Origin of the sequence: Kitasatospora cinereorecta (assembly GCF_024172095.1) — a bacterium.
In the GTDB taxonomy this organism is placed as follows: Bacteria; Actinomycetota; Actinomycetes; order Streptomycetales; family Streptomycetaceae; genus Kitasatospora; species Kitasatospora cinereorecta.
The window spans coordinates 848,444-865,808 of record NZ_JAMZDX010000003.1 but is presented as its reverse complement, the minus strand read 5'-3'; the positions used below and the strand labels follow the sequence as shown (position 1 = coordinate 865,808).

15 protein-coding genes are annotated in these 17,365 nt (G+C 73.2%); 3 read left to right on the top strand and 12 right to left on the bottom strand.

The genetic code is table 11. The annotated features are described in order from the left end of the window. Positions 1–18 precede the first annotated feature (18 nt). On the bottom strand, positions 19–2,649 hold the full coding sequence (locus FHR36_RS17410; protein ID WP_253798182.1) for a polynucleotide kinase-phosphatase: 2,631 nt from the start codon (positions 2,647–2,649) through the stop codon (positions 19–21). Further along, positions 2,646–4,349 (bottom strand): 3' terminal RNA ribose 2'-O-methyltransferase Hen1, encoded by a 1,704-nt coding sequence (locus FHR36_RS17405; protein WP_253798180.1) that lies wholly within the window; start codon positions 4,347–4,349, stop codon positions 2,646–2,648. Before FHR36_RS17405 ends, FHR36_RS17410 begins: the two co-directional genes overlap by 4 nt. A 102-nt stretch (positions 4,350–4,451) precedes the next feature. Here FHR36_RS17405 and dapD point away from each other — a divergent pair, with 102 nt between their 5' ends. Continuing rightward, positions 4,452–5,444: a 2,3,4,5-tetrahydropyridine-2,6-dicarboxylate N-succinyltransferase gene (dapD, locus tag FHR36_RS17400; RefSeq protein WP_253798178.1), complete on the top strand. Its 993-nt coding sequence runs from the start codon at positions 4,452–4,454 to the stop codon at positions 5,442–5,444. A gap of 301 nt (positions 5,445–5,745) precedes the next feature. On the opposite strand, the gene FHR36_RS17395 is transcribed toward dapD, so the two are convergent. The 8 genes from FHR36_RS17395 to FHR36_RS17360 all read right to left on the bottom strand — a co-directional run bounded on the left by FHR36_RS17395 (position 5,746) and on the right by FHR36_RS17360 (position 14,546). Next, on the bottom strand, positions 5,746–6,774 hold the full coding sequence (locus FHR36_RS17395; RefSeq protein ID WP_253798176.1) for a DUF6099 family protein: 1,029 nt from the start codon (positions 6,772–6,774) through the stop codon (positions 5,746–5,748). Between the two features lie 165 nt (positions 6,775–6,939). After that, on the bottom strand, positions 6,940–7,266 hold the full coding sequence (locus FHR36_RS17390) for a nucleotide pyrophosphohydrolase (protein ID WP_253798174.1): 327 nt from the start codon (positions 7,264–7,266) through the stop codon (positions 6,940–6,942). Next, positions 7,263–8,642, bottom strand: coding sequence for an AAA family ATPase (locus FHR36_RS17385; RefSeq protein ID WP_253798172.1), 1,380 nt, complete (start codon positions 8,640–8,642; stop codon positions 7,263–7,265). The genes FHR36_RS17390 and FHR36_RS17385 overlap by 4 nt, the downstream gene beginning before the upstream one ends. A gap of 116 nt (positions 8,643–8,758) precedes the next feature. Beyond that, the gene (locus tag FHR36_RS17380) at positions 8,759–9,595 is read right to left on the bottom strand and encodes a putative RNA methyltransferase (protein ID WP_253798170.1); all 837 of its coding nucleotides are present in this window, start codon (positions 9,593–9,595) and stop codon (positions 8,759–8,761) included. 115 nt (positions 9,596–9,710) lie between these two features. Then, entirely contained in the window at positions 9,711–10,142 is a 432-nt protein-coding gene (locus FHR36_RS17375) for a fic family toxin-antitoxin system, toxin component (RefSeq protein ID WP_253798168.1), read from the bottom strand. Next, positions 10,139–10,381, bottom strand: a complete 243-nt coding sequence (locus tag FHR36_RS17370; RefSeq protein WP_253798167.1) for a toxin-antitoxin system HicB family antitoxin — start codon at positions 10,379–10,381, stop codon at positions 10,139–10,141. The genes FHR36_RS17375 and FHR36_RS17370 overlap by 4 nt, the downstream gene beginning before the upstream one ends. Before the next feature lie 227 nt (positions 10,382–10,608). Further along, a complete protein-coding gene (locus FHR36_RS17365) occupies positions 10,609–11,946 on the bottom strand; it encodes a class I SAM-dependent RNA methyltransferase (RefSeq protein ID WP_253799364.1) in 1,338 nt (445 codons plus the stop codon). 479 nt (positions 11,947–12,425) lie between these two features. Next, on the bottom strand, positions 12,426–14,546 hold the full coding sequence (locus tag FHR36_RS17360) for an APC family permease (protein WP_253798165.1): 2,121 nt from the start codon (positions 14,544–14,546) through the stop codon (positions 12,426–12,428). A gap of 244 nt (positions 14,547–14,790) precedes the next feature. On the opposite strand from FHR36_RS17360, the gene FHR36_RS17355 reads away from it, so the two are divergent. Both FHR36_RS17355 and FHR36_RS17350 read left to right on the top strand, forming a co-directional pair. Then, positions 14,791–15,459, top strand: coding sequence for a potassium channel family protein (locus tag FHR36_RS17355; RefSeq protein WP_253798163.1), 669 nt, complete (start codon positions 14,791–14,793; stop codon positions 15,457–15,459). Further along, entirely contained in the window at positions 15,459–16,118 is a 660-nt protein-coding gene (locus FHR36_RS17350) for a potassium channel family protein (protein WP_253798161.1), read from the top strand. Before FHR36_RS17355 ends, FHR36_RS17350 begins: the two co-directional genes overlap by 1 nt. Positions 16,119–16,176: 58 nt before the next feature. On the opposite strand, the gene FHR36_RS17345 is transcribed toward FHR36_RS17350, so the two are convergent. Next, positions 16,177–16,935 carry a DUF3159 domain-containing protein gene (locus FHR36_RS17345; RefSeq protein ID WP_253798159.1) on the bottom strand — a complete coding sequence of 253 codons (759 nt, stop codon included), beginning with the start codon at positions 16,933–16,935 and terminating at the stop codon, positions 16,177–16,179. Continuing rightward, complete coding sequence (locus FHR36_RS17340; RefSeq protein ID WP_253798157.1) at positions 16,932–17,342, bottom strand: OB-fold nucleic acid binding domain-containing protein; 411 nt, start codon at positions 17,340–17,342, stop codon at positions 16,932–16,934. The genes FHR36_RS17345 and FHR36_RS17340 overlap by 4 nt, the downstream gene beginning before the upstream one ends. Positions 17,343–17,365: the final 23 nt, after the last annotated feature.

The window sequence follows — 17,365 nt, the reverse complement described above, 5'->3', positions numbered from 1 at the left end:
CCTCGCCGCGGCCCCGACTCAGAGCCGCGGGTCGACGGGCTCGGACTCCAGCGCCAGCACCGCGAACACCGCCTCGTGCACCCGCCACAGCGGCTCGCCCGCGGCCAGCCGGTCCAGCGCCTCCAGGCCCAGCGCGTACTCGCGCAGCGCGAGCGAGCGCTTGTGCCCGAGGAAGCGCTGGCGCAGCTGGTCCAGGTAGCTGGTGTAGTCGGGGCCGTAGATGATCCGCAGGTACTCGCGCCCGCGCACCTTCACCCCGGGCTGCACCAGCGGACCGCCGTGGCCGCCGTGGCCGGCGTTCTCACCGGCGTTCTGGCCACCGCTCTGGCTTCCGTTCTGACCGCCGCGGAGCAGCGAGGCCAGCGGCTTGACCACCATGCCCTCGCCGCCCGCCTCGGTGAGCTCCTCCCACCAGGCGATGCCGGCCGCCACCGACGCCTCGTCGGTGGTGTCCACCACCAGCCGGGCGGTGCTGCGAAGGATCGGAGCGTCCGGGTCGTCGGCAGCGACCAGCCGGTCGATCCAGGCCAGGTGCCGGTCGTGCGGCTGGACAGCCAGGTTGGCCCCCTCGGCGGCCAGCACCTGGAAGGGCGCCAGCCGGATGCCCGACAGGCCCTCGGTCGGCCAGCAGTACCGGCGGTAGGCGTCGGTGAACGCCTCCGCGTCCGCCGCGCGCTGCCGCTGGCGGGCGGTCAGCTCCGCCACGTCCAGACCGCGGCCGCCGGCCCGGTCCAGCGCGGCCAGCACCTCCGGCAGGGCGGCACCAGCTGCCGCGCCGACGGCGGCGTACTGACGGCGCAGCAGCTCGGCGGCCTTCAGCGACCAGGGCATCAGCTCGGCGTCCAGCAGGAGCCAGCCGGTGCCGAGCTCGTCGAAGAGCCCGGAGCGCTCGGCCGCCGCGCGGACCCGGTCGAGCACCGCGCCGGTGAGCTCCTCGTCGTTCAGGAAGGCACGGCCGGTGCGGGTCCAGATGGCGCCCGGTCCGGCCAGGCCGAAGCGCTTCTCCAGCGCCTCCTCGTCCCGGGCGACCAGGACGACGGCCCGGGAGCCCATGTGCTTCTCCTCGCAGATCACCTCCCGCACGCCGTCGTGCCGGTAGGCGAAGAAGGCCTCCTCCGGGTGCTCGAGGTAGCCCTCGCGACGCGAGGTCGCCGAGGGTGCCATGGTGGGCGGGAGGTAGGCGAGCAGCCGCGGGTCGAGCGCGAAGCGGCTCATCACCTCCAGCGCGGCGGCGGCGTTCTCCTCGCGGATGGAGATCCGGCCGTGCTGGGCCGTCTCCACGATCCGTCGGCCAGCCACGTCGCCGAGGTCGAGCGGACGGCCCTCGCGGGCGCCCGGAGCGTCGGTGCGCAGCGGACGCACCGGGGCGTACCACTCCTGCTCGGCCGGGACGGAGACGATCTCCCGCTCGGGGTAGCGCAGGGCGGTGAGGCTGCCGCCGAAGACGCAGCCGGTGTCCAGGCAGATGGTGTTGTTGACGAAGCTCGCGGTCGGCACGGGGGTGTGCCCGTAGACCACCAGCGCCTTGCCGCGGTACTCCTCCGCCCAGGGGTAGCGGACCGGCAGGCCGTACTCGTCGGTCTCGCCGGTGGTGTCGCCGTAGAGGGCGTGCGAGCGCACCCGGCCGGAGTTGCGGCCGTGGTACTTCTCCGGCAGGCCGGCGTGGCAGACCACCAGTGCGCCGCCGTCCAGCAGGTAGTGGCTGACCAGGCCGCGCATGAACTCCCGCACCCGGGCGCGGAACTCCTCCGGCTCGGCGGCCAGCTGGTCGATCGACTCCTGCAGGCCGTGCGAGATGGTGACCTTGCGGCCGTCCATCCAGCGGCCGAGCTTGTTCTCGTGGTTGCCCGGGACGCAGATCGCGTGCCCGGCCTCGACCATGCCCATCACCAGGCGCAGCACGCCGGGCGTGTCCGGGCCACGGTCGACCAGGTCGCCGACGAAGACCGCGGTCCGGCCCTCGGGGTGGGCGGCGCCGACCGCCCGGCCCTCGTCGTCCCGCTCGACCGCGTACCCGAGCCGGGTCAGCAGGGTCTCCAGCTCGGAGCGGCAGCCGTGGATGTCGCCGACCACGTCGAACGGGCCGGTGAGGTGGCACAGGTCGTTGTACCGCTTCTCCGGGACGATCTCGGCGGCCTCGACCGCGGCGACACCACGCAGCAGGTGGACCTTGCGGAAGCCCTCGCGCTCCAGGCCGCGCAGCGAGCGGCGCAGCTCGCGCTGCTGGCGGGGGATGACGTGCTTGGGCAGCTGCCGGTCGGGCCGGGTCCGGTTGCGCTCAGCGCAGACCTCGGCGGGGACGTCCAGCACGATGGCGATCGGCAGCACGTGGTGCTCCCGGGCGAGGGCGATCAGCTGCTTGCGGGCCTCGGGCTGGACGTTGGTGGCGTCCACCACGGTGAGCCGGCCGGCCGCCAGACGCTTGCCGACGATGTAGTGCAGCACGTCGAAGGCGTCGGCGGAGGCCGACTGGTCGTTCTCGTCGTCGGAGACCAGGCCGCGGCAGAAGTCGGAGGAGACCACCTGGGTCGGCAGGAAGTGCCGGCGCGCGAAGGTGGACTTGCCGGACCCGCTGGTACCGATCAGCACCACCAGGGAGAGATCGGTGACGGGGAGACGACGGGCAGCGGGCTGTGCGTCGGTGGTCATCGGGTCTCGCTCCCTTCCGAGGCGGTGGTGGTCGAAGCGGTGGTGATCGATGCGGTGGTGGTCGAAGCAGCGGCGCTTGGAACGGCGGTGCTGTGGGTTGTGGCGGCGGTGCTTGACGTCGGGTCGTCGGCGGCCAGTCGGAACAGGGCGAGCTGGGTCGGCGCACCGACCTCCTCGTCGAGCGGTCCGACCGGCCGTACGGTGACGGTGTACCCGTACCGGCCCGCCACTCTCTCCGCCCATCCGGTGAACTCTTCCCGGGTCCACTCGAAGCGGTGGTCCGAGTGGCGGACGTGGCCGGCCGGAAGGGTCTCCCAGCGGACGTTGTACTCGACATTGGGCGTGGTCACGACCACCGCACCGGGGCGGGCGGCGCCGAACACCGCGTACTCCAGGGCGGGCAGTCTGGGCAGGTCGAGGTGCTCGATCACCTCGGACAGCACGGCCGCGTCGTACCCCTTCAGCCGGGCGTCGGTGTAGGTGAGCGCGCCCTGGACCAGTCGGACCCGGGCGGCCTGACGCTCCGGCATCCGGTCCAGCCGGAGCTTGCGGGCGGCCGCGGCGAGGGCCCGGGAGGAGACGTCCAGCCCCAGGACCTCGGTGATCCGGCCGTCCTTGAGCAGGGCCGCGACCAGTTCGCCCTGACCGCAGCCCAGGTCGAGCACCCGGGTGGCCCCGGTCTCCGCGAGGGCGGCCAGGATCGACTCCCGGCGCTGGACGGCGAGCGGCTGCGCCTTCTCGGCCGACCCGTCCGGCTCACCCGGCTGCCCCGATCCGGCGGGCCCGACCGAGGCGTCCGCACCGGTTGCACCCTTCGGCGCGCCATCGGCGGCGTCGGCGGCGCCCACGGAGTCGGCGGCGTCGGCGGAGTCGACGTCCTGGACGGCGTTGTCGAAGTCCTCCGCCTCCCGGTCGTCGGCCTCGGCCAGCCGGGCGAGCGCTATGCGCTCCATCGCGAGCCGGGTGAGCGACCAGCGGCGGGCCAGGTAGCGGCGGGTGATCAGGCCGAGCTCCGGGTGGTCGCCGAGCCAGCCCTCGCCGGCGTCGAGCAGCTTGTCCACCTCGTCCGGCGCGACCCAGTAGTGCTTGGCCCCGTCGAGCACCGGCAGCAGTACGTAGAGCTGCTGCAGGGCCTCGGCCAGCCGGAGCGTGCCGGTCAGCACGAGCCGGACGTACCGGGAGTCGCCCCACTCCGGGAAGGCGTCGTCCAGCGGGACGGCCTCGGCGTCGACCTTCCAGCCGAGCGGCTCGAAGAGGCGGCCGACCAGGGCCACCGCTCCCCCGTCGCCCTGACCGCCCACCGGCACGGCGGGCAGCTCGACCCGCAGTGGCAGCGGCTGCCCGGCGAGGTCGGGCCGGTGCTCGCAGACGCCCTTCATCGCCGTCCGGAAGACCGTCCGCAGCGCCACCGCGAGCAGCGAGGACGCGGCATAGGGCCGGTCGTTGACGTACTGGGCGAGCGCGAAGTCGGGACTGCCGCCCCGGCCCTTGCCGCGGCCCTGGCGGACCAGCGCCACCGGGTCCACCTCCAGCAGCAGCGCGGCCGTGCAGGACAGCTCGGTCGCCTCGGGGTAGAAGACATGGGCCACGCCGTGGGCGGTGGAGAAGCGCTGCACCTTCTCGGGGTGCTTGTGCAGCAGAAAGCCCAGGTCGGTGGCAGGCCGCTCGGCCGTACCGGTGGTGGAGATCGAAATGAACACCCGCCCGAGTATCGCCCACGTCCCGGCGGCCGGGCACCCGGGTTTTGTCCGGACGGTGAGCGCGTTCGTCACCCACCCCGGGTATTGGTTAACGTGCCTGGTGTGACTGCTGAAACCTCCTCCACCCTCGCGAGCGGCGCCGTCGCCGCCGGTCTGGCGACCATCGCCGCCGACGGCACCGTCCTCGACACCTGGTTCCCCGCCCCCGAGCTCGCCGCGGCCCCAGGCCCGGCCGGCACCGTCCGGCTGAGCGCCGAGGAGGCCGAGCAGGCCCTCGGCGCCGGCGCCGCCGAGGCGCTGCGCGCCGACGCCCGCCGGGGCGTCGAGGTGGTCGCGGTACGGACTGTCATCTCCTCGCTGGAGGAGAAGCCGCTGGACGCGCACGACGCGTACCTGCGCCTGCACCTGCTCTCGCACCGGCTGGTGAAGCCGCACGGCCAGAGCCTGGACGGCATCTTCGGTCTGCTGGCCAACGTCGCCTGGACCTCGATCGGCCCCGTCCCGGTGGCCAACGTCGAGCAGGCCCGCCTCGCGGTCCGTGCCCAGGGCGGCCAGCTGGCCGTGTACGGCATCGACAAGTTCCCGCGGATGACCGACTACGTCGCCCCGGGCGGCGTGCGGATCGCCCACGCGGACCGGGTGCGCCTCGGCGCCCACCTGGCCGAGGGCACCACCGTGATGCACGAGGGCTTCGTCAACTTCAACGCCGGCACCCTCGGGACCTCGATGGTCGAGGGCCGGATCAGCGCGGGCGTCGTGGTCGGCGACCACAGCGACATCGGCGGCGGCGCCTCGATCATGGGCACCCTCTCCGGCGGCGGCAAGCAGGTCGTCTCGGTCGGCGAGCGCTGCCTGCTGGGCGCCAACGCGGGCATCGGCATCTCGCTGGGCGACGACTGCGTGGTCGAGGCCGGCCTGTACGTCACCGCCGGCACCCGGGTGACCACCCCGGACGGCAAGATCGCCAAGGCGGTCGAGCTGTCCGGCCAGGACAACCTGCTGTTCCGCCGCAACTCGCAGAGCGGCGCGGTCGAGGTGATCGCCCGCAGCGGTTCGTGGGGCGGTCTCAACGCGGAGCTGCACGCGCACAACTGACCTCCTGTGGTTCCGGGCCCCGGCCCCGTCGTTCGATCGACGGCGCCGGGGCCTTCGGCTGCCCGGGGTGGTGCCCGGCCGACGGCCGCACCCTGGCCGGGCCGGGTGCCAGCCCGGGCTCCGGCCCAGCCGAGTGGCCGCCGGGCTGAGCGGTCGGCGCTCTAGCCGAGCCGGGTGGCCCGCCGCAAACCGGCCTCACCCGTGGGGCTTAGCGGCGACGGGGGTTGGCCCGCATCGGGTGGTCCACGGTGACCGGCCGCCCCGGGGGCTCGTTGGACCGGCGGCGCCGACATCCGTCGCCTCACACCGCACCACCGAGCCGACCACCGAGCTGAAGGGGCCCTTTCATGTCCGAGCCCTGGACCGAGCCACCCATCGCGACGCAGGCCGCCGGCGCGCAGGCCACCGCCACGGGGGCACCCATGGGCGGTGCACTCGCCCTCCCCAAGACGCTGCTGGAGCAGATGCAGGAGCTGCTCGCGTCGATCAGCACCGACCTGGCCGGACTCGACTCCGACCTGCGCTCCTCCGGGGCCCGGGCCGACGGTCCCGCCGAGCCGACCGGGTCGACCGAGCAGGCCGAGCCGACCGAGCGGCCCGTACGGGGCTGACCGCAGGCCGCCACCACCGGCGGGCCCAGTGGGACGACCAGCATCGCCGGCACCCGCTCCGCCCGCCGGGCCGCCCTGGCGGCACCTTCCGCGCCGTGCGCCGCCGACACTCCGGCCCCGTCGAGGCCGCCGGCCACCGAAGCGCGGCCGCCGCTCGGGGCACCGAAACATCCGGCCGCCGACGCGACGTCACCGACCACCGCCGCGCCGTCGGACGGCACCGCGACGCCGTCCGACTCCTCGGCCTCCGACCGTCGCCGGGCCAGGCGCAGCAGCTCGGCCACCAGGTCCTTGCACTCCGCGGCCGCGTCGACGCCGTCGATGCAACACCAGTACAGGCTCTCGGTGTCGGCGCCGCAGGCCAGGACGACCAGCGTCTCGGACACCTCGTTGAGCAGCACACCGAGTTCGAGCAGCAGCGGTTCCAGCTCACCCAGCCCGTCCAGCCGCTCGGCCCGCCCACCACCGCCCGACCAGTCCGCCACCGGGTCGCCGGTGTCCGCCTCCGGCGGCTGGTCGAGACAGCTCGCCGCGTGCCCACCGGCATCGCACAGCAGCTGCCCCAGCGTCCCGAACTCCTCGCCCTCCCGCTCGGCGATCCGGGCACCGATCGCCTCGGTCAGCAGGCCCGCCTGCCAGGCCTCGTGCAGCGTGTCCGGCACCGACCTGGCCTCGGCCAGCGCATGCCGGGCGGTCTTGATCAATCGCAGCGCGTCCATGCCCGCCGCTCCCCTCGCTCGCAGGACCGCCGTCGTCGGCGGTGGGTCTGGACGCACAGCGTGCCGAGTCGCCGGACCCCCGCCCAGCGCCGTCCCGAAAGCTGTGGACAACCCCGCCCTGTGGACAACCTGTGTCACCCGTCCGAGCGAAAACCGGAGGATTTCTCACTCCACCGGGAACCGCACCTCGTTCCGGTCGATCTTCGCCGCCAGCTCCACCAACGGGTCCACCCCGAGCACGGTGCAGAACTGCAGCAGGTACGCCAGGACATCGGCGACCTCGTCCCGCACCCGGTGCGCGGTCTGCGGATCGTCCATCACCGCCCCGGCCTGCTCGGGCGTCAGCCACTGGAAGATCTCCAGCAGTTCGCCGGCCTCCACGCTGAGCGCGGCCGCCAGGTTCTTCGGGGTGTGGAAGGGCTGCCAGCTGCGGGCCGCCGCGAACGCGCTCAGCCGCTGCTGCAGGGCCGCCACGGTGGGATCGTCACTCATTCCCCCAGGTCTACCGCATCCCCGGCCACGGCATCCCCGCCCGGCCCGTACACCGCCTCCTGGGCCACACCTGCCTCGTGCGGGTCCGGTGCCTCCCGGCGCCCGCCCTGCACCGGCACCCGGGAGTCCTCCGGCCGCAGCAGCACGCTGTGCCCGGTGGCCGGGTCGCGGCGGCACTCCACCAGCCGCGCCTCCGGCAGGTCCAGGGCCGCCGAGGGCTCCTGCAGCGCACCGAGCAGCCGGATGTCCTCCTTGGCGCACACGTCACGGGCGAGGCGCAGCAGCGACGCGGTCTGCTCCTGCGCCAGACCGGCCCCCAGGTCCTCGGCCAGCACGGTCAGTTGGCGGTGCGCGTCAGGCACCTCGAGCGCCGGGTCGACGTCGAGCACTCCGGCCCCGGTGAGCAGCACCGCGGCGAAGGCGAGCAGCCGCAGCATGCCGTCCGAGGCCTGGTCGGCGCCGGTGCGGCCGAGCACGCCCTCGTCGAAGACGGCGAGCAGCCGCTCCTGCCCGCCGGTGCCGCGCCGGGCGACGTCCAGGCCGAGCAGCGGGTGCGGCGCGGCCGCCTGGACGGCGCGCAGCAGCCGCGCCCAGCGGCGGTTGCATTCCAGCTTGAGCCGGCCGAGCACGGCCGAGATGTTGGCCGCCGAGCCGATCAGCCGGGCCTGCGGGTCGGGACGGGCCCAGCCCCGCATCGCGGCCGGTACCGGGTGCAGCGGGAAGATCTCGCGGAGCGCGGTCAGCAGCTGCTCGGCGGCGGCGAGCACCTTGAGCTCGCCGGGCGAGGACCCGGCCACCCGCAGCGGCAGCTGAGCGGTGATCAGGCTTGCGCTGGGCAAGGGGGCCCGGATGTCGCCCTGCCGGGTGTCGTTGTGCCAAGTGACGTTGACCCGGCCGCGGGTGACGTCCTGTTCGCCGGTCTCCATCAGCGTCCGGCCGTTCAGGGTGAGCTGCTCGCGGGCGATCCGGACCCGCTCGTCGGTGCGCACCACCACTTCCAGGCGGATCGATCCGGCGCCGGAGCGCACCGTGCAGCCGAGGATGATCGCGTTGCGGCCGTGCGGCACGCAGCCGATCAGCCCGCCGCGGACCGGCACGGCCAGCGGGCCGGACGGGCCGCCGATGCCGTCCAGCGAGGGCCGGATCTCCTCGCCCAGGGCGAGCCGGGAGAGCACGGTGAGCGCGTCCAGGGCGTTCGACTTCCCGGCGCCCGACGGGCCGTGGAGCAGGGTGAGCGGCGCGAGCGGCAGGACCGTCCGGCGGTACGACTTGAACGAGGTGAGCCTCAGCTCCTCGACGGTCGGGCGCTGGACGGGGCGGGGAGAGGGCTGCGCCGGCGGCGCGGACGCCACGGACTGCACGGCTTCGCTGGTCACCCCGAGCACCCTAGCCAGCCGCTGAGCTGCAGAAACGTGTCGGCCGGGGCCATTCACCCCAACGTGTGGACGGCCCGGCCGCCCCGGACCGTCTCACCCCCGACAGGGTTTCGGGCTCAGCGGTACGTCGCCAGCTGCACCGAGCCCGTCACCTCGACCGGCTCCGGCAGCGCGTCCAGCGCGGCGGCGAGCCGGGCCGGGTCGGTGTGCCAGGCGTTCGGCCCCATCGCGACCACCGCGGCGGCGTCCGCCCGGGAGAGCCGCAGGGTGAACTCGACCTCGGTCCGGTCGACCCGGGTCAGCCACGGACTGAGCTTCTCGTCGATCCGCCGCTCCTTCTCCTCGTCCACCGAGAGCAGGCCCAGACCGGTGACCAGTTCGCGCAGGTGACGGGAGGTCGGCGAGACCAGCAGCAGCCGGCTGCCCGGCCGCAGCACCCGCCGGATCTCCGGACCGTTGCGCGGGGCGAAGACGTTGAGCAGCAGGTCCGCGGAGCCGTCCAGCAGCGGCAGCGGGCGCCATGCGTCGCACACCACCGCGCCGATCCGCGGATGGGCTTTGGCGGCGCGCCGTAGCGCGTACTTGGAGATGTCCAGGGCCGCCCCCGGGCGCTCCCCGCCGAGGGCGGTCAGCACCTGCGCCAGGTAGTGGCCGGTCCCGGCACCGAGGTCGGCCACCAAGCCCCCGCCGGCCGTCCCGGCTCCCCGGGCGGCCTCCGCCAGGGCGTCGGCGATCGGCCGGTAGTGGCCGGCGGCCAGGAAGTCCGCGCGGGCGGCGACCATCCCGGCGGTGTCGCCGGTGCCCGTGTGCGCGTCACCGGCGAGCAGGCTGACGTAGCCCTGCTTCGCCTGGTCGAAGCTGTGGCCGGCCGGGCACCGCAGGGTGCGGTCGGTGAGCGCGAGCGGCTGGGCGCAGTGCGGGCAGGCCAGGTAGCGCTCGATGTCCTGCAGCAACGGTCGTCCTCGTACGGTCAGGGGCGGGGCAGCCCCAGCGTACTCAGTCGGCCCTCGCGACCCCCCGCCGGTCGGCCTCGCGGGCCGCTCTCAACCCGCCTCGCGGCGCTCGCCGTCAGTCCGCCTCGTTGCCCTCGTCGTCGCCGTCGTCGCCGACCTCTTCCTCCTCCGGCTCGTCGACGACCCACATGGCGAGCCGGTCGGCGACCCCGCTCACGCCGATCTTGCCCTCCCGGATGGCCCGGGCCAGGCTGCGCACCTCGCGCGCGGTGGTGGCGACGCTGCAGCCGCTGGCCACCAGGTAGGCGTACGCGACGGCGGTGGCGAACAGTTCGTTGCTGCGTTCCAGCGCCGGGACCCGGATGAGCTGGTGCATCAGGGCCGCGGCACGGTCCTGCGGCTCCGGGTAGACGGCGATGTCGAAGATCTCCGCCTGGTGGCGGGTGACCGCAGCGAGCATGGATCCGTAGTCGGTGACCTGCGGATCACCAGGGGTGTACTGCTCCGCGGTCATCAGCAGCCACGAGAGGTCGACCTCGAGCTTCAACGCCGCACGTCCTGGAGCTCACCGGCCGGGCCCTCGCCGAACTCCGCGAGGAAGGCGGTCTCGAACTCCTTCATGAACTGGGCCGCGGTGTCGACGAAGGTCCGACCCGCCTCGCCCATGTCCTGCTGGACGAGCCTTTCGATGTACTGGTTCATGCTGATCCCCTGCTGCTCGGCCCGCTCGCGGGCGATCTCGGCGGTGGTCGCATCCACCCGGACGTTGAGCTGCTTCTTGGCCATGCATCAAAGCTAGCGCTGTAGCGCTAGCACAACAAGGGCGCATTCGGGTCGCCCCCCGCTCCCCCACAGATGTCCGCTCACGCCCCGTCGGAAACCAGCCACCCCCGGCCGAAACCCACCGCTCACCCCACGGCCACCACCACGCCATCCGGAAACACCGCAGCGGGCGCCGGAAGACGTGCTCCGGCGCCCGCTGCGCTACGTGCGGGTGATCAACCCCGCGGGGGTCACTCCGCGATCGGCTCCAGGATGGCGACGCACTCGAAGTGGTGGGTCATCGGGAAGAGGTCGAACGCCCGCAGCGAGACCGGCCGGTAGCCGCCCTCACGGAAGAAGGCGAGATCGCGGGCGAGGGCGGCCGGGTCGCAGGCGACGTAGGCGATCCGGCGGGCGCCGAGGCCGGCGAGGTGGGCGACGGTGTCGCGGCCGGCGCCGGCCCGCGGCGGGTCGAGGACGATCAGGTCGGTCTCGGTGATGCCGGTGCGCGGGAGGAGGGTCTCCACCCGGTCGCACTCGATCCGGACGTTGTCGAGGGTGGCCAGGTTGTGCCGGGCGTCGACGACGGCCTGCTTGGCGGACTCGATGCCGAGCACCGCGCCCTCCTCGCCGACCCGCTCGGCGAGCGCGCCGGCGAACAATCCGACGCCGCAGTACAGGTCGAGGGCGTTCTCGCCCCACTGCGGGTCGAGGCCGTCGAGGACGGCGCCGACCAGGGTGTCGGGGGCGAGCGGGTGGATCTGCCAGAAGCCGCCGTTGGAGACCCGCCAGGTGCGGTCGCCGGCCCGCTCGCGGACAAAGGTGCGGCCGTGGACGCGGTGGAACAGGTCCTGCTCGTCGATCCGGGAGATGGAGACCTCACGGTCGAGCTCGACCAGCGGCAGCTGCTCGCCGGGCCGCGGCCGCAGGATGACCTGCCGGTCCGAGGAACCGGTCGCGGCCACCGCCTCGACCGAGGCGACGCCGGGCCAGCTGCGCGACTCGATGCCGAGTTCGGTGACGCCCTCGGCGGCGATCAGGCAGCGGTCGATCGGCTGGACGTCGTGCGAGCGGTGCTTGCGCAGGCCGACCGAGCCGTCCTCGGCGACGGCGTACTGGACGCGGGTGCGCCAGGCGGGCACCTCGCCGGCCGGCAGCTTGGCGCCGACCGGCTCGACCGAGCCGTCCCAGCCCGCCTCGGCGGGGGTCAGGCCGGCCAGCTTGGCGAGCTGCTCGGTGAGCACCTGCCCCTTGAGCTTGCGCTGCCCGCCGGGCGTGACGTGCTGCCAGTCGCAGCCGCCGCACTTGCCGGGGCCGGCGAACGGGCAGGGCGCCTCGATCCGCTCCTTGGCGGGCTCCAGGATCTCCACCGCGTCGGCCCGCAGGAAGCGGGAGGTGGTGGTGCCCTCGGTCACCCGGGCGACGACCCGCTCGCCCGGCAGCGCGTGTCGGACGAACAGCACCCGGCCCTCGTGCCGGGCCACGCAGTGGCCGCCGCCGTGCGCGACCGGGCCGACCTCGACCTCGTAGCGCTCGCCGACCAGCGGGTCGCCGGAGGGAGCGCGGAGAGCGGGCTGGACGGTGCGCAGCGCCTTCGGGGGGCGGACGGCGGACTGCTTGCGCGCCCCCTTGCGCCCACCCGCCCCTGCACCGGCAGCGGAACCGGCACCAGCGCCGGCACCAGCGCCCGCACCGGCACGAGACCCGGAGCGAGACCCGGACCCGGAACCCGCCCCCTTGCCCCGCCGCTCGCCGGAGCCACCCTCGCGCGAGCCGCCGTCACGCGACTTCGCACCCGCACCCGCACCCGCCCCGCCGCGCCCCGGCGGCGGCGTGTCCGGCCGCTCGGCCGGCACGATCGGCGCGGTCTGGGCGGTCAGGCCCTCCCGGTCGGTGGCCGCGGGCCGGTTGGGGCGGGCGCCCCAGCGCGGGCGGGCCACCTGCCCCGGCTGGTTGCCGGACGACCGGCCGGAGCGACCGGAGCGGCCGGAGCCGGAGGAACGGGGCGGGTTGTTGCGGGTCACGGGACGGGTTCCTTACGCGAGCGGTGCGGAGCGGTGCGGGATCGTTACGGGAGCGGGGTGGGGCCGTCGCCGGCGGGGCCGGACGCCGAGCCACCCGAGTTTCCGGCCGGCACACCGGCGGACTCGCCGACCGTGCCCGCCGTGCTCCCGGTGCTGCTCTCGGAGGCTCCCGACGGCCGGTGCCGGGGCTCGCCGCGGCGCACGGCGCCGGGCGCGGACCAGGCCTTCTGCGGCTTGCGCCGCTCGGAGGACTCCAGCTGCCAGGGTACGGAAGTCACCATCACCCCGGGCTTGAACAGCAGACGTCCCTTGAGCCGCAGCGCGCTCTGGTTGTGCAGCAGGTGCTCGTACCAGTGGCCCACCACGTACTCGGGGATGTACACCGACACCACATCACGCGGGCTGGAGCGGCGCAGGTTCTTGACGTAGTCGAGGACCGGGCCGGTGATCTCGCGGTAGGGCGAGTCGAGAACCTTGAGCGGCACCTCGATGCCGCGCTCGTCCCACTCCGCACGCAGGGCCGCAGTGTCCGCCGGGTCGACGTTGACGGTCACCGCCTCCAGGGTGTGGGCGCGGGCCAGCCTGGCGTACGCGAGGGCGCGCAGGGCGGGCTTGTGCAGCTTGGAGACCAGGACGATGGCGTGCACCCGGGTGGGCAGGACGCTGTCGTCGGGCTCCTCGGCGGCGATGAGCTCGGTGGAGACCCGGTCGTAGTGGCGGCGGATCGCCTTCATCATCACGAACAGGACGACCATCAGGGCGATGGCGATCCAGGCGTGGCCGATCTTGGTGACCAGGACGACGATGAGCACGGCCGAGGTCATGATCAGGCCGAAGGTGTTGATCGCCCGGCTGCGCTGCATGTGGGCGCGCTGCTTCGGGTCGGTCTCGGTCTTCAGGAGGCGGGTCCAGTGCCGGATCATGCCGGACTGGCTCATGTTGAACGAGACGAAGACGCCGACGATGTACAGCTGGATCAGCCGGTTGGGGTCGGCATCGAAGGCGACGATGAACAGGATCGCCGCGCCGGCCAGCAGGATGATGCCGTTGGAGAACGCCAGGCGGTCGCCGCGGGTGTGCAGCTGGCGCGGCAGGTAGCGGTCCTGGGCGAGGATCGAGCCGAGCACCGGGAAGCCGTTGAAGGCGGTGTTGGCGGCCAGCACCAGGATCAGGCCGGTGACGCTGGCGATGAAGTAGAAGCCCGGCGTGAAGTTGGAGAACACGGCCTCGGAGATCTGGGCCAGCGCGGTCTTCTGGTGGTAGTCGGCGGGGGCGCCGACCAGCTGGGAGGTCTCCTCGGCCATCTGGGTGCCGGTGAGGTGGGCCAGGTAGATGATGCCCATGAACATCGCGACGGCGATGGTGGCCATCATCAGCAGGGTGGTGGCGGCGTTCTTGCTCTTCGGCTTGCGGAAGGCCGGGACACCGTTGGAGATGGCCTCGACGCCGGTGAGCGCCGCACAGCCGGAGGAGAAGGCCTTCAGCAGCAGGAAGACCAGCGCGAAGCCGGCCAGCGACTCGTTGCCGGGGGTGGCCGCCAGGTGGAAGCCGGAGCTCTCGGCCGGCATGTCGGAGCCGAAGACGAAGTGGCGGACCAGACCGTAGCCGACCATGCCGATCACGCCGAACATGAAGGCGTAGGTCGGGACGGCGAAAGCGCTGCCGGACTCTCGTACGCCGCGCAGGTTCATGCCCATCAGGACGATGACCAGGATCACCGACAGCCCCAGCTCGTGGCCGCGCAGCGCGGGGACGGCGGAGACCACGTTGGCCACGCCCGAGGTGGTGGAGACCGCCACGGTGAGGATGTAGTCGACCAGCAGGGCGCTGGCCACCACCAGCCCGGACTTCGGGCCGTGGTTGACGGTGGCGACCTCGTAGTCGCCGCCGCCGCTCGGGTAGGCGTGCACGTTCTGCCGGTACGAGGCGACCACCGCGAGCATCACGATGGCGACGACGACGCCGATCTGCCACGAGAAGTGGATCGCCGAGGCGCCGGCGAGCGAGAGGGTGAGCAGGATCTCCTCGGGGGCGTACGCCACGGAGGAGAGCGCGTCGGAGGCGAAGACCGGCAGGGCGATCCGCTTGGGTAGCAGGGTCTCCCCGAGCTTGTCGCTGCGCAGCGCGCGCCCGATCAGGATGCGTTTCGGTAGGTCGGCAGGCATAGGCACGTTAAGGAATCGTAGGGGCACCCGTTCCGGCCCCGATCCCCGGTGCCCCCTCCGTCGCGACTGTGTTCGGCGGACCGGCTAGCGTGTCGGATGTAGGCCAAGTGGGCAGCACCCCAGTTGCCCCTCGCGTCGGATCACAGGCGCGGACGACGAATCGCCCCCGAAACCGGGGGCGCGGAAGGAAGATGATCGGTGATTGCGCAGGTCATGAGCCCGACGGACAGGGTGAGGTAATCCGGTGCACATCGTCATCATGGGCTGCGGGCGCGTGGGCTCGGCCCTCGCGAGAGCGCTCGAGAAACAAGGTCACTCGGTCGCCGTGGTGGACCAGGACCCGACCGCGTTCCGCCGTCTGGGCTCCGGGTTCAACGGTCGCCGGGTCACCGGCGTCGGTTTCGACCAGGACACCCTGAAGGAGGCCGGCATCGAGGAGGCGGGCGCCTTCGCGGCTGTCTCCAGCGGCGACAACTCCAACATCATCGCGGCCCGGGTGGCCCGCGAGACCTTCGGTGTGGAGCACGTCGCGGCCCGGATCTACGACCCGCGTCGCGCGGAGGTCTACCAGCGCCTGGGCATCCCGACCGTCGCCACCGTGCGCTGGACGGCCGACCAGATGCTGCGCCGGCTGCTGCCGAGCGGCGGGGAGCCGCTGTGGCAGGACCCGTCGGGCGCCGTGCAGCTCGCCGAGGTCCCCTTCGCCGCCGCGTGGGTGGGGCATCGGCTGAGCGCGCTGGAGGAGTCGGCCGGCGTGCGGGTGGCCTTCGTCACCCGGCTCGGCGAGGGTGTGCTGCCCACGCCGCAGATGGTGGTGCAGGAGGGCGACCTGGTCCACGTGATGCTGCGCCGCTCCGAGCTGACCACGGTCGAGGCCGCGTTCGCCAAGGGCCCCGAGGAGGCTGGTCACTGATGCGCGTCGCAATCGCCGGAGCCGGCGCGGTCGGTCGTTCGATCGCGGGTGAGCTGCTGGAGAACGGCCACGAGGTCCTGCTGATCGACAAGAACCCGAACTCCATCTCGGTGGAGCGGGTCCCGATGGCGGAGTGGCTGCTGGCCGACGCCTGCGAGATCACCTCGCTGGACGAGGCCGCCCTGCAGCGCTGCCACGTGGTCATCGCCGCGACCGGTGACGACAAGGTCAACCTGGTCGTCTCGCTGCTCGCCAAGACCGAGTACGGGGTGCCCCGGGTGGTCGCGCGGGTGAACAACCCGAAGAACGAGTGGCTGTTCAACGAGTCCTGGGGTGTGGACGTCGCCGTCTCCACCCCGCGTCTGATGTCGGCGCTGGTCGAGGAGGCCGTGTCCGTCGGCGACCTGGTCCGGCTGATGCGCTTCAGCCAGGGCAACGCCAACCTGGTCGAGCTGACCCTGGCCTCCGAAGCCGAGCTGGTCGGCACCCGGGTCGGGGACGTGGTCTGGCCGGTCGACACCGCGCTGGTCACCATCATCCGCGAGGGCCGGGTGCTGGTGCCGGGCAAGGACGACACCCTGGACGCCGGTGACGAGCTGCTGTTCGTGGCCGCCCAGGAGCGCGAGGAGGAGCTGGAGCGCCTGCTCTCCGCAGGCTGATCCGGCAACGCCCGGCAGAGAACGGAGAAGGGCCCCACCCGCCGGGTGGGGCCCTTCGTCACTTCTCGGCCTCGGCCTCTTCCTCGTCCTCTTCGATCTCCGCCTTGATCGGCGGCGGTGCCTTGAGCAGGATCTGCCAGGTCACGTACATGGCCAGCAGCAGCGGCGGGATGCCGAGGGCGACCTTGAGCCAGCCCAGCAGGTTGACGTTGTGGGTGAAGTACAGCGGGAAGAGGATCAGCGGCTTGATGCCCATGATCGCCACCCAGGCCCAGGTCGCCTTGGTGTACGCGGCGAGCCGGCCCGGGTTCTTGGTGCGCCAGGTGAACATCTCGCCGGTGACCGGCCCGAGCATCACGCCGATCATCGGCCAGCGGACCAGCGCGGAGACGGCCAGCGCGATGCAGTAGCCGACGTTCCACAGCAGGCCGGGGAGGTAGAAGTTCTCCGCCTTGCCGGTCTTCATCGAGATCCAGGCGCCGATGGCGACGCCGAAGACGCCGCTGAAGGCGTGCTGGATGGTCTCCCGCTTCAGCAGCCGGACCACCACGAACAGGGCGCTCAGGCCGAGCGCCGACCAGGCGGCGGTGGCCACCTGGTGGGTGATGTTGAAGGCGACGATGAACACCAGGCCCGGCAGGGTGATGTCGATCATGCCGCGGACGCCGCCGAAGGCCTGCAGGACGGTGTCCGCGGCCTCCCTGGAGGCGGCCTGCTCGGCGGCGGCGCGTTCGGCGGCCGTCGGCTCGGCGGCCGTCCGCTCGTCGGCGATGGGCTGGGCGGCGGCCCGGTGGGCGGCCTCGGCCTCGTGGGTCACGCTGATTCGCTCCCGTGTCCAACCGGACGCAGCTCGTAGCGGGGGTTGAACAGCACGCGGCGCCCGCGTGCGTGGCTGATCCGGCCCGATGCGATGAGCCGGCGGCCCGGTTCTATGCCGGTGATCGAGCGGCGGCCCAGCCACACCACGTCCAGCGCGTCGGTGCCGTCGAACAGCTCCGCCTCCAGGGCGGGGACGCCGGCCCGGGGGCGGAGCGTGACGGTGCGCAGGGTGCCCGCGACGGTGACCACCTCGCGGTCGCCGCAGCGGGCGATCGGGGTGCAGCCCGACTCGGCCGTGTCCTGCCGCAACTCCTCGGCGGCGAGCTCCTCGGAGGAGGAGGTGAGGCGGTCGAGCATGCGGCGGAGGCGGCCGCGGGTCGGCGCGCTGCTGGTATCACCACTCATGCCGGAAGGGTACCGGCTCCGCG

What these genes read in the sequence shown, in the direction of transcription:
- FHR36_RS17340 (WP_253798157.1), bottom strand. Translation starts at nt 17,342, where the DNA reads ATGAGTGGTGATACCAGCAGCGCGCCGACCCGCGGCCGCCTCCGCCGC.
- FHR36_RS17350 (WP_253798161.1), top strand. Translation starts at nt 15,459, where the DNA reads ATGCGCGTCGCAATCGCCGGAGCCGGCGCGGTCGGTCGTTCGATCGCG.
- FHR36_RS17390 (WP_253798174.1), bottom strand. Translation starts at nt 7,266, where the DNA reads ATGAGTGACGATCCCACCGTGGCGGCCCTGCAGCAGCGGCTGAGCGCG.
- FHR36_RS17395 (WP_253798176.1), bottom strand. Translation starts at nt 6,774, where the DNA reads ATGGACGCGCTGCGATTGATCAAGACCGCCCGGCATGCGCTGGCCGAG.
- FHR36_RS17360 (WP_253798165.1), bottom strand. Translation starts at nt 14,546, where the DNA reads ATGCCTGCCGACCTACCGAAACGCATCCTGATCGGGCGCGCGCTGCGC.
- FHR36_RS17370 (WP_253798167.1), bottom strand. Translation starts at nt 10,381, where the DNA reads ATGGCCAAGAAGCAGCTCAACGTCCGGGTGGATGCGACCACCGCCGAG.
- FHR36_RS17410 (WP_253798182.1), bottom strand. Translation starts at nt 2,649, where the DNA reads ATGACCACCGACGCACAGCCCGCTGCCCGTCGTCTCCCCGTCACCGAT.